This is a genomic window from Hydrogenophaga sp. (assembly GCF_011390835.1).
In the GTDB taxonomy this organism is placed as follows: Bacteria; Pseudomonadota; Gammaproteobacteria; order Burkholderiales; family Burkholderiaceae_C; genus Hydrogenophaga.
In genome coordinates this window covers 35,531-46,639 of sequence record NZ_JAABRQ010000027.1, presented here as the reverse complement: position 1 = coordinate 46,639, position 11,109 = coordinate 35,531, and the positions used below count along the sequence as shown (strand labels likewise).

At 67.4% G+C, this 11,109-nt stretch carries 13 protein-coding genes; all 13 read right to left on the bottom strand.

Annotation, left to right across the window (positions count from 1 at the left end; all coding sequences use genetic code 11):
• Positions 1-113: 113 nt before the first annotated feature.
• Positions 114-1,370: an MFS transporter gene (locus GPT34_RS14860; RefSeq protein ID WP_291014037.1), complete on the bottom strand. Its 1,257-nt coding sequence runs from the start codon at positions 1,368-1,370 to the stop codon at positions 114-116.
• Position 1,371: 1 nt separating this feature from the next.
• Positions 1,372-1,956, bottom strand: a complete 585-nt coding sequence (locus GPT34_RS14855; protein ID WP_291014034.1) for an HD domain-containing protein — start codon at positions 1,954-1,956, stop codon at positions 1,372-1,374.
• A 7-nt stretch (positions 1,957-1,963) separates the two neighbouring features.
• Complete coding sequence (gene phnE, locus GPT34_RS14850; protein WP_291014043.1) at positions 1,964-2,734, bottom strand: phosphonate ABC transporter, permease protein PhnE; 771 nt, start codon at positions 2,732-2,734, stop codon at positions 1,964-1,966.
• Between the two features lie 93 nt (positions 2,735-2,827).
• Positions 2,828-3,772, bottom strand: coding sequence for a phosphonate ABC transporter substrate-binding protein (gene phnD, locus GPT34_RS14845; RefSeq protein ID WP_291014031.1), 945 nt, complete (start codon positions 3,770-3,772; stop codon positions 2,828-2,830).
• Between the two features lie 46 nt (positions 3,773-3,818).
• Complete coding sequence (phnC, locus tag GPT34_RS14840; protein ID WP_291014028.1) at positions 3,819-4,676, bottom strand: phosphonate ABC transporter ATP-binding protein; 858 nt, start codon at positions 4,674-4,676, stop codon at positions 3,819-3,821.
• 122 nt (positions 4,677-4,798) lie between these two features.
• Positions 4,799-5,953 (bottom strand): alpha-D-ribose 1-methylphosphonate 5-triphosphate diphosphatase, encoded by a 1,155-nt coding sequence (locus GPT34_RS14835; protein WP_291014025.1) that lies wholly within the window; start codon positions 5,951-5,953, stop codon positions 4,799-4,801.
• Between the two features lie 61 nt (positions 5,954-6,014).
• A complete protein-coding gene (gene phnL / locus GPT34_RS14830) occupies positions 6,015-6,731 on the bottom strand; it encodes a phosphonate C-P lyase system protein PhnL (RefSeq protein ID WP_291014023.1) in 717 nt (238 codons plus the stop codon).
• Positions 6,728-7,510 carry a phosphonate C-P lyase system protein PhnK gene (gene phnK, locus GPT34_RS14825; protein WP_291014021.1) on the bottom strand — a complete coding sequence of 261 codons (783 nt, stop codon included), beginning with the start codon at positions 7,508-7,510 and terminating at the stop codon, positions 6,728-6,730. Before phnK ends, phnL begins: the two co-directional genes overlap by 4 nt.
• The gene (locus GPT34_RS14820) at positions 7,507-7,959 is read right to left on the bottom strand and encodes a GNAT family N-acetyltransferase (RefSeq protein ID WP_291014018.1); all 453 of its coding nucleotides are present in this window, start codon (positions 7,957-7,959) and stop codon (positions 7,507-7,509) included. Before GPT34_RS14820 ends, phnK begins: the two co-directional genes overlap by 4 nt.
• Positions 7,956-8,855: an alpha-D-ribose 1-methylphosphonate 5-phosphate C-P-lyase PhnJ gene (locus GPT34_RS14815; RefSeq protein WP_291014015.1), complete on the bottom strand. Its 900-nt coding sequence runs from the start codon at positions 8,853-8,855 to the stop codon at positions 7,956-7,958. The genes GPT34_RS14820 and GPT34_RS14815 overlap by 4 nt, the downstream gene beginning before the upstream one ends.
• Entirely contained in the window at positions 8,852-9,952 is a 1,101-nt protein-coding gene (locus GPT34_RS14810; protein ID WP_291014013.1) for a carbon-phosphorus lyase complex subunit PhnI, read from the bottom strand. Before GPT34_RS14810 ends, GPT34_RS14815 begins: the two co-directional genes overlap by 4 nt.
• 2 nt (positions 9,953-9,954) lie before the next feature.
• On the bottom strand, positions 9,955-10,584 hold the full coding sequence (phnH, locus tag GPT34_RS14805; protein WP_291014011.1) for a phosphonate C-P lyase system protein PhnH: 630 nt from the start codon (positions 10,582-10,584) through the stop codon (positions 9,955-9,957).
• Positions 10,581-11,081 carry a phosphonate C-P lyase system protein PhnG gene (gene phnG / locus GPT34_RS14800; RefSeq protein WP_291014009.1) on the bottom strand — a complete coding sequence of 167 codons (501 nt, stop codon included), beginning with the start codon at positions 11,079-11,081 and terminating at the stop codon, positions 10,581-10,583. Before phnG ends, phnH begins: the two co-directional genes overlap by 4 nt.
• Positions 11,082-11,109: the final 28 nt, after the last annotated feature.

The following is an 11,109-nucleotide window of genomic DNA, read 5'->3' as shown; positions in this document are numbered from 1 at the left end:
TTGTGCGGGTGTGATCTCCATGCCCGAGATTATCCAAAGCAATCACCATGATTGCTATTAGTGTTAACACGCCCTAGGGCCAGGGCTTGATGGATCGAGCCCCAAGTCCCCAATCAAGCCCCCTGCCCGTCCCGCCCCATGCGCAGCGCCATCCATTGCAGCAGCGCCAGCGCCACCACACCGAGACCGGCGGTAAGCCACAGGGCGCCGCTGCCCCATCGGGTGATGGCGAGTCCGAACAGCAGGGGCGCCACCGCTTGCGACAGGCGGGCGGGCGCCATGAGCCAGCCCTGGCGTTCGCCGTAGCCAGCCGCGCCAAACACCACCAGCGGCAGCGTGCCTTTGGCGATGGTGAGGATGCCGTTGCCCGCGCCGTGCAGCCCGGCAAACAGCCAGGCGGCGGCGGGTCCGAAGATCAACAACGCGCCCACGCCCAGCGGGTGCCCTGCAGCGGCCAGCCGGGTGGAGAGCAGGGGGTGCACCCGGCGCAAGAAGCCGAATTCGAGCAGCCGCCCTGCGACCTGTGCTGGCCCGACCAGCATGGCCACGCCCAGCGCCGCTGCGGTGCCCAGGCCCATGCCTTGCAGCAGCGCGGGCAGGTGCGCGGCCATGGCGGTGCTGGTGAACCAGGTGATGGCAAATACCGCCGCGATGGCCGCGCCCATGCCCCGGCCGGGTGGGCCGGTGCGGCGGTCTGATAAGCGGGCTAAGAGTGGTTCGTCGGTATCGGCCATGGCAGCAGTGGCGGCACCAGTCTCGGCATCGGTCACCACAGGCAGCGGCTGCGGTGCGGGCGGGTCTTCCACGCGGTCGCGGGGCAACAGGCTGTGCAGCGGCAGCCCGAGCACGATGTGCAAACCGGCCCACACAAAACAGGCGCCGCGCCAGCCCAGGGTGTCGATCCACCAGGCGGTGAGCGGCCAGCCCACGGTGCTGGCAAACCCGGCAATGAGGGTGATGCCGGTGATGGCGTTGCGCGCGCTCAGCGGATAGAGCCGCACCAGGGCGGAGAAGGCGGCGTCATACAAACCGCTGCCCATGGCGACGCCGATCACGCACCACGCGGCCCAAACCTGCCATTCGGCCTGCGCCAGGCCCAGCGCGGCCAGCCCGGCGGCAAACAGCAGGTTGGTCAGCAGCAGCACCACGCGGCCACCGTGCTGGTCGATCACGCGGCCGGCCCGGGGGCCGACCAGGGCAGAGACCACCAGCGCCAGGGTGAAAGCGCCGAACACATGCGTGACCGGCATGCCCAGCTCTGCGGCCAGCGGCGCGGCGAGCAGGGCGGGCAGGTAGTACGACGATGCCCAGGCGAGCGTCTGGGTGGTGCCCAGCCTCAGCACCACGCCGGTTTGCCCGGGGTGGCTCACCTTATGCGGCCTGGAGCATCAGCTGTTCCAGACGGGGCAGATAGTGCGCCAGCGGCGGCACCGCGCAGTGGGGCACCTTGGCCAGGTCGTCGTAGCGGCGCAGACGCACCGCCTCGCGCGCATGCGACTGGTGCAGGAAGGCGCGGGCTTCCACCTCAGTGAAGGTGCCGCCTTGCAGCGCCAAGCTGTGCACCGAGGCGGGTGACAGCGATTCGAAGTAACCCTCCTCGGCCTGGCAGAGGTAGCGCTTGGCTTCCACATGCAGGCGGATGGGTTCGAGCACATCGTCGGGCAGCACGCCGCGCAAGAACGGCAGCAGCTTGTACTGGTGCAAATCGTCGTGATCCTTGTCGTGGTCCATGCAGGGCTCGGTGTCGGGCTCCATGCTACCGGGACTTTCGCTGGCCAGCAGATGGCCCAGGTCGTGCAGCAGGCAGGCCACCACCAGCGCGTCCGACTCGCCCGCCACCTCGGCCAGGTGTGCGCATTGCAGCGCGTGTTCGAGCTGGCTGACGGCTTCGCGCCCGTATTGCTGCGCGCCGCGTTTCACCAGCAGCTGCTGGATGTCGTTCAGGTTGAGCGCCATGGGAACCTCAGACCATTTGTTTGCGGATGCGGGCGGAGATCAGGTCGATCACGCTCACGGTGACGATGATGATGATCATCACCGCAGCGGTTTCAGCGTAACGGAAGCCGCGGATGATTTCCCACAGCACCACGCCGATGCCACCCGCGCCGACCATGCCGACCACCGAGGCCGAGCGCACATTGGCCTCAAACCGGTAGAGCGTGTACGAGATCCACAGCGGCATCACCTGCGGAATGACGCCGTACACGATCTCGTGCAGCGCGGAGGCGCCGGTGGAACGGATGCCCTCCACCGGCTGCGGGTCGATGGACTCGACCGCTTCTGAGAACAGCTTGGCCAGCGTGCCGGTGGTGTGCACCCACAGCGCGAGCACGCCCGCAAACGGCCCTAGGCCCACCGCCACCACGAACAACATCGCGAACACCATCTCGTTGATGGCTCGAAACGCGTCCAGCACCCGCCGCACCGGCTGGTGGATCCACCAGGGCGTGATGTTCGCCGAGGCCAGCAAGCCCAGTGGCACAGCCGAAACCACCGCCAGCGCGGTGCCCCACACGGCGATCTGCAGCGTGATCACCATTTCTTCCACATACATCTTCCAGTCGGCGAAGTTGGGCGGGAAGAACTCGCTGGCGTACTGCGCCATGTTGCCTGAGTCGCGCACCAGTTCCATGGGCCGCATGTCGGCGCCGTTCCACGAACCGGCCAGCACGAGCAACAGGGCGGCCCAGCCCAGGTACCAGACGAGGCTACGTTTCTGCGCGGCCACCACCATGGCGGGTTGGGCGGGCAATGAGGAAGAAGGGTTCATGCGGGTCTCCGGTCGCAAAAAAGCCCGCGTGAAAGCGGGCCTTGGGGCGGGTTGTACTTACTGCAGGGCGGCCAGCTGTTTGTCGATGTCGGCCAGTCGGGAGGCCTTGTCGTTGGCAGCCAGGGTCTCGTCGGCTTCAATCTTGTTGCGCTTGCTGAACAGGTCGAGTTCACGGATGGGCGTGAGCTGAGCGTTGGTCGACGGCTTGAAGCCCGACAACTTGGAGATCTTCATGACGATCTCTTTCTCGCGGGCATCCGTCTTGGCGTAGTTGTAGAAGAAGTTCTTCAGTTTTTCTTTGGTCGCGGCCGGCAGGTCTTTGTGCATCACCATGGGATCGAGCGGGATCAGCGGCGAGGTCCACACCACGCGGATGTCCTTGGCCTTCTCGGGCTGGCGCTCCTTGAACTTTTCCAGGTTCTCGCTGTTGTTGGTGGCCACGTCGACCTGCTTGTTCACCACGGCCAGCGCGTTGGTTTCGTGGTTGGCGCTGCGCACGACCCTGAAGTGGGTCTTGGGGTCGATTTTGTTCTTGGCGAAGACGTAGAAACCGGGCACCAGGAAGCCCGAAGTGGAGTTGGGGTCGCCGTTGCCGAAGGCCAGCGACTTGCCGTTCTTGAGCACGTCGTCCAGCGATTTGATGGGGCTGTCCTTGTGCACGATCAGATGCGAGTAGTAGCCCTGGGTGCCGTCGGCGTTGACCATCTGGGCGAACACTTCGGCATCGGCGCGGTCCACCGCTTCCATGGCCGACTTGTTGCCCAGCCAGGCCACTTGCACTTTGTTGAAGCGCATGCCTTCGATGATGCCGGCGTAGTCGGGTGCGAAGAAGGCGGTGACCTTCAGGCCGGTCTGCTTGGCCATGTCGTCGATCAGCGGTTGCCAGTCGGCCTTGAGGTTTTGGGTCGCTTCGGTCGAGATGATGCCGAAGTTGATGTTTTGCGCCCAGGAGGCGGTGAGGGTCAGGCCGAGCGCGACGGCGGTGAGGGTCTTCTTGATCATGTGAGTTTCCTAGGGTGTAACGCGAGGGGTGGGTGAAAGGCGGAGTTCAGGCGGCCTGGGCCATGGGCGTGGGCCAGGGCAACACGTTGGGCGCAGCGGAGGGCGTTTCGTGCAGCGACGAGCTGCCGTTGAGGATTTCGTCGGCCTGCATGCCGTACAGGCCGCGCAGCAGCGTGGGTGTGAGTTCGCGCGAAGGACCGTCGTAGACCACGCGGCCCTGATGCAGCGCGATCACGCGCGGGCAGTAGCGCATGGCCATGTCCACCTGGTGCAGCGACACCACCACAGTGCTGCCGTCTTCGCGGTTGATGCGCGTCAAGATTTCCATGACCTTGCGCGAGGCTTCAGGGTCGAGCGAAGCGATCGGCTCATCGGCCAGCACCACCTTGGCGCCTTGCACCAGCGTGCGCGCAATGGCGGCGCGCTGCTGCTGACCACCCGACAGCGTGGAGGCGCGCTGTGCGTGGCATTCGGCAATGCCCACACGGCCCAGCGCTTGTATGGCGAGCGCGCGTTCCTGCGCGGTGAACCAGCGCGTCCAGGCGCGCCACCGGGGCATGCTGTGCAAACGGCCCACCAACACGTTGACCATCACCGGCAGGCGGTCGACCAGGTTGAACTGCTGGAACACAAAACCGATTTGCGAGCGGATCTGGCGCACGTTGCTCTGGATGCGGCCGTCGCGCTGCACGCACTGGCCGGAGACCTCGATCACCGAGCCGGGCGTGCCGTCGGCCGCCATGAGGCCGGCCACGTGTCGCAGCAGGGTGGACTTACCGGAGCCGGAGGCGCCGATCAGCGCGACCATCTCGCCGGTTCGGATGTCGAGGTTCACGTTGTCGAGCGCCAGCTTGCCGCCGGCGAAACGCTTGCTGAGGTTCTGGATGCGAAGGGCTGATGACATGGAGGTGCTCCTGTGTCCAAGTTATCTAGACAAGTGGCAGTGTCGGCCAGGTGTGTGACGGTTGCGTGAAGGCTGCGGGAAGTTTTGGTGGCGTCTGCCGACCGGCTTTGCAAGCCATGGCTTCAGAGCACGCGCTCGCCTTCGCGCCAGACCCCGCGCACCACCGCCTGGTGCTGGCCGCTGGGCAGGCTCACCAGCTTCACGCGCACCAGGTCGGCGCGCAGGCCGGGCGCGATCTCGCCACGGTCGTGCATGCCGCAGGCGCGCGCCGGGTTGCGGGTGACCGTGGCCACTGCGGCGGGCAAGTCCAGAATGCCGTCGTCTACCAGCCGCACCACGGCGCTGAGCAGACTGCCCGGCACGTAGTCCGACGACAAGATGTCCAGCAGACCCAGACGGGCCAGCTCGCTGGCGGCCACGTTGCCCGAGTGCGAGCCACCGCGCACCACGTTGGGCCCGCCCATCACCGTGAGCAGGCCGCGATCGTGCGCCGCGCGGGCGGCCAGCTCGGTGGTCGGAAACTCCGACACGCTGGCGCCCTCGGCGTGCGCCTGTTCCACATGGGCTTCGGTGGTGTCGTCGTGGCTGGCCAGCGCAATGCCGTGCTGGCGGCAGTAGTCCACAAAGTATTGGCGGTGTGGCTCGGCGTAGCGGGCCTGCAGCTCGGCGGCGTGCTCCACCTGGCGCAGAAACTTCTCCAGGCTCCAGCCCTTTTTGCCGGTGTAGTAGATGCGGGCGACGTCGATGTTTTCCCACTGGCGCTGGCCGGGCGTGTGGTCCATCAGCGAAATCAGCGACAAGCGCTCGTGCCCGTGGAAAGGTTCGAACAGATCGATGGTGTTGGGCGCGGGCAGCTCGCAGCGAACGTGCAGATGGTGGTCGGCGCGCAGCAGGTTTTGCTGGGAGCAGGTGTCGATGGCTTCCAGCACACCGTGCCAGGTGCTGCCACGTAGGCTGTCGGGGTCGGCGTCGCCCACGCCCAGCGCGTCGAACACGGTGGTGATGCCGGCGGCGGCCACCTCGGCGTCGTGCGCCAGCAGCGCGGGCATCTCGGCCCACTGCACCTTGGGCCGCGGCATCAGGTGGCGCTCGAAATTGTCGGTGTGGATCTCGACCAGGCCCGGCAGCAGGTAGTCGCCTTCCAGGTCCAGGCCGACCGATCCCTGGCGGTGGCCAGGATCGATGGAGGCGATGGTGCCGTTGGCCGCCGCGAGGCTGCCCTCAACCACTTCGTTGGCCAGCACGAAGCGGGCGTTGCGGAACACGGTGGGGGTCATTTGAATGTCCTTCGTGCAATGCACTGCGGGGCTGAGCCCCTTTGGAACGGCCGGGCGGTGCTCATGAAGCACTCCGAAACTGGGCGATGTCGATGCGGCGGGTGGCCACTGCAGCCCCCACCTCGGGGTCGTGGAAGATGCCCATCAGCGCCGCGCCACGCGCCACCGCTTCGTGGATCAGTTCGATCACGGCGCGGGTGTTGGCCTTGTCCAGCGATGCGGTGGGCTCGTCCAGCAGCAGCAGCGGGCGCGGCTTGATCAGGCTGCGCGCGATGTTGATGCGCTGCTGCTCGCCCCCCGAGAAGGTGGCCGGTGGCAGCGGCCACAGCCGTTCAGGGATGCGCAGGCGCGTGAGCCAGGCGCCGGCTTCTTGCCGCGCGGCGTCCACCTGTTCGGGCGATGGCGTGCCGTCGCCCAGCAGCGGCTCGGCCACCACGTCCAGCGCCGGCACGCGCGGGATCACGCGCAGGAACTGGCTCACATAGCCCACGCTGTCGCGCCGCATGGCCACCAGCTCGCGCGGTGTGGCCTGGGTGATGTTGAGCGTGTCGCCGTCGTTGTGGCTCAGGATGATGCGGCCGCTGCTGGCGCGGTAGTTGGCGTACACCAGCTTGAGCAGCGTGCTCTTGCCCATGCCCGAGGGGCCGTCGAGCACCAGGCATTCGCCCGCGTTCAGGTCCAGGTCGACCTGGTCGAGCACGCGCAGCTGCGCGGCGTGCTGGTGGTGCAGCGTAAAGCGTTTGGAGACGCCTTGCAGCGTGAGGACGGGTGTGTTCATGGCTGGAGCACCGAAGAAACGAGCAACTGGGTGTAGGGGTGCTGCGGGTCGTCGAGCACCTGGTCGGTCAGGCCCGACTCGACGATGCGGCCGCGCTGCATCACCACCATGCGGTGCGCCAGCAGCCGGGCCACGGCGAGGTCGTGCGTGACGATCACCACCGCCAGCTGCATCTGCCGCGTGAGCTGGCGCAGCAGGTCCAGCAGGCGGGCCTGCACCGACACGTCCAGACCCGAGGTGGGCTCGTCCATGTACACCAGGCGCGGCTGCGTGACCAGGTTGCGCGCGATCTGCAGGCGCTGGCGCATGCCGCCCGAAAACTGGCGCGGCGGGTCGTCGATGCGGATCGGGTCGATCTCCACCCGCTGCAGCCATTCTTCGGCCTGGGTGCGCAGCGCGCCGTAGTGGCGCTGGCCCAGGCCCATCAGGCGTTCGCACACGTTGGCACCGGCGGACACATCCATGCGCAGGCCGTCGGACGCCTGCTGGTGCACAAAGCCCCAGTCGGTGCGCGCCAGCAGGCGCTGCTGGGCCTGGCTCATGGTGTGCACGTCGTCGAGCGTTCCGTCGTGGCCTTGGAAGAATATCTGCCCGGCATCGGGCCGCAGGCGCGCGGCCAGCGTGTTGAGCAAGGTGGTCTTGCCCGAGCCCGATTCGCCCACGATGGCCAGCACCTCGCCGGGCCAGAGTTCGAACGAAGCCTCGTGCAGGGCGACCTGCTGGCCGTAGCGTTTGCTGACGCCTTGCACGCGCAGCAGGGGAGTGGATGAAGCGGTCATGGATTGATCACAAAACTGATGCCGTGGCGCTCGAAGCCCAGCGATTCGTAGAATGCGTGCGCGCGCGTGCGCTGTTGGTTGGAAGACAGCGTCAGCTTGTAGCAACCCGCTTCGCGCGCGAGCGTCCGGGCGTGTTCCATCATCTGGCGGCCGATGCCCTGGCTGCGGTGCTGCGCGTGAACCACCACGTCTTCCACCACCGCGGCGGGCGTGCCCATGTGGGCCAGGTTGTGCATGACCAGCAGCGCGTAGCTGCCGATCACCTCGCCCTGCGCACCGCAAGCCACCCACAGGCGGTAGCTCGAGTAACGCGCGAACTGCGCAAAGATCGCGCGGGCCTGGTCGAGGTCGATCACGCCACTACCGTTCATGCCCGGTTGCGCGTACAGCGCCAGCACCTGCGGCAGGTCGTCGGCCGTGGCTTCGCGCAGGGTCAGCGCTGCGCTCATAAAGAAGCTCCAGCGCTGTCTGCCTGCGCCGCCTGCCGCTCCTGGCAGTGGTCGGAGTCGGAACACACATGCATGCGACCGCCCTGGTCGTTGGTGATGATCTCGTCCAGAAAGCTGTCGGTCGCGCCGCACAGGGCGCAGGCCGCGTCCCACTTCTGCACCTCGAACGGGTGGTCCTCAAAGCCCAGGCTCTCCACCTTCGTGTAGGGCGGTACGGCGTAGATGCGCTTTTCGCGCCCGGCGCCGAACAACTGCAGGGCCGGGTTCATGTGCATCTTCGGGTTGTCGAACTTCGGGATCGGCGAGGGCGCCATCAGGTAGCGGTCGTTCACCATGACGGGGTAGTCGTAGGTGGTGGCGATGTGGCCGTGGCGCGATATGTCTTCGTACAGCTTCACATGCATCAGCCCGTACTCGGCCAGCGCGTGCAGGGTGCGCGTTTCAGTTTCGCGCGGCTCCAGCCGTTGCATGGGCTCGGGTACCGGCACCTGGTAGACGATCACCTGGCCTTCGCGCAGCGGCGTCTCCGGGATGCGGTGGCGCGTCTGGATGATGTCGGCCTCGGTGGTTCGGGTGGTCACCTCGACACCGGTGGTGCGCTGGAAGAAGCGGCGAATGTTGACCGCGTTGACGGTGTCGTCCGAGCCCTGGTCGATCACCTTGAGCGTGTCGTCCGGGCCGATGATTGAGGCCGTGACCTGGATGCCGCCGGTGCCCCAGCCGTAGGGCAGCGGCATCTCGCGCGAGCCGAACGGCACCTGGTAACCGGGAATGGCCACCGCCTTGAGGATGGCGCGGCGGATCATGCGCTTGGTGCGCTCGTCCAGGTACGCGAAGTTCACGCCCGGTTCGGTGGCGGCGGCTTGCAGCAGATTGGCGTGCAGGGGTGCGTTCATTCGGGGGCCTGTTCGGTGTCGTTGTGGCGGGCGGCCTCGGCGCGCATGCGGCGCACCAGCTCCAGTTCGGACTGGAAGTCCACGTAGTGCGGCAGCTTCAGGTGCTGCACGAAACCCGAGGCCTCCAGGCTGTCGCTGTGCGAGAGCACAAACTCCTGCTCTTGCGCCGGTGCTTCAACCGCTTCGCCCAGCTCGGGTGCGCGCAGCGCGCGGTCGACCAGGCTCATCGCCATGGCCTTGCGCTCGCTGTGACCAAAGGCTAGGCCGTAGCCGCGCGTGAACTGGGGCGGCTCGGTCTTGCTGCCCGCGAACTGGTTGACCATTTCGCATTCGGTGATCTCGATGTCGCCGATGGAGATCGCAAAGTCCAGCTCTTCGGGCGTGAGTTCCACCGCCACCTGGCCCAGGCGAATCTCGCCCACAAATGGGTGGGTGTGCGAATAGCCGCGCTGGGTCGAATACGCCATGGCGAGCAGGAAGCCTTCGTCGCCACGCGCCAGGTTCTGCAGCCGCGTGGCGCGGTCGGCCGGAAAACGCAGCGGCTCGCGCGTCAGGTCCACCGGGTCGGGGTCGCCCTCGGGCACCGGGTGGGCCTCGATCAGGCCTTCCTGGTTGAGCAGGTCCACCACGCGCGGCGCGGCGGCGGGCACGGCGCTGCTGCCCGACGTGTCACCCCCCGGTGCCGCAGCGTTGGCCAGCAGCGTGAAGTCGAGCAGGCGCTGGGTGTAGTCGTAGGTGGGCCCCAGGATCTGCCCGCCGGGCAAATCTTTGAAGGTGGCCGAGATGCGGCGGTCCGGGCGCATCTGCGCGGTGTCCAGCGCGCGCGTGTTGCCCAGGCGCGGCAGCGTGGCGCGGTAGGCACGCAACAAGAAGATGGCTTCGACCAGATCGCCCGCCGCCTGCTTGATGGCGAGCGCGGCGAGTTCGGGGTCGTACACCGAGCCCTCGGTCATCACCCGGTCCACCGCCAGCTTCATTTGCTGGCGGATCTGGTCCACGCTCAGCTCGGGCTCTTGCAGATCACCCCGGCGCTGCTCCGCCAGCAGGCGGTAGCTTTGCAGGATGGCGGACTCGCCGCCCTTGACAGCCACGTACATGATCAGGCCTCTTGGAGGTTGGAAACCACGCGGGCGCGCGTGGTGCGGGGCAGACCCGCGATGTGGGTGGGCGTGGCGAGGAACAGGTCCACACCGCGCGGGAAGCGGCGGTGGTTGGCGTCCCACTGCGCCACAAAGTCGTCGGGCAAGCCCTGCACACACAGAGGCTGTTCGGTGGCCACGCCGGGGCCAGTGAGCGCGAGGGCATTCGCGTCGCTGGTGTCCAGGGAATTCACCTCGACCACACAGGTGGCCGACTGGTCCGGGTATTCGTCGGTGCCCGCGTCCAGCGATGCCAGCGCGGGCATGGCGTCGCCTTCGGCCACCCACAAAAAGCGCGCGGCGGCGGGCGATGGGGCCCAGTGGCAGCCGGTGTGGAAACGCAGCCAGGCGGCGGCGTCGGTGCCCGCCAGCGTGGGCGACAGCCAGACCGCGCAATCGCTGTCGACCAGCGCCTGCAGCAGCATCGCCGCGGCGCCGTGGCCGTGGCGCGGCAGCGCCGACACGTCGGGCATCTCGATCACCCGGCCGGGATGCGACAGCGCCGACAGCGCGGTGCGGAACACCGCCTGGCTGCCGAGCGCGGCGTCGTGGAAGCCGGGGCGCACCTGTTGCAGTTCGTCGGTCTTCATGCGTCCTCTCCTTCGTCGGCGCCACCGGCTTCGCGCGCCACGGTGAAAAAGTCCACCCGGGTCGCCTGGGCGCGGGCGGCGCGTTGGGCCTGCTGCAGGGCCAGGTGCTGGCGCACCGGCTGCAACACCGCAGCATCGAAGGCGTCGTGCTGCGCGGGGTCTTGCAGCAGCGCATCGGCCATGGCAGCCAGCTGGGCTTGCCGGTGGTTGCGGCCCATCACATAGGCCACGCCCACCGCGCTGCCCTCGCTGCTCAAGCGCAGCGCGCAGCGAGTGACCGTGATCTCGCCCAGGTTGAAGCGCTCACCGGTGCCACCGGCACGGCCCTGAACCATGTACAGCCCAGTCTCGGGTTTGCGCAGCCATTGCAGCGCAGCCGGGGCTTGCTGGGCCAAGGCTTGCTCCAGCAACGGCAGCGGCGCCCGGGACAGCAGGGCCATCCACTCGGGGCGATGTGTGGGCCGGTTCGGTCCGGTGTTGTCAAACGCGTGAAACATCTGGGTGGTACTCTGAAATTTGTGTAGA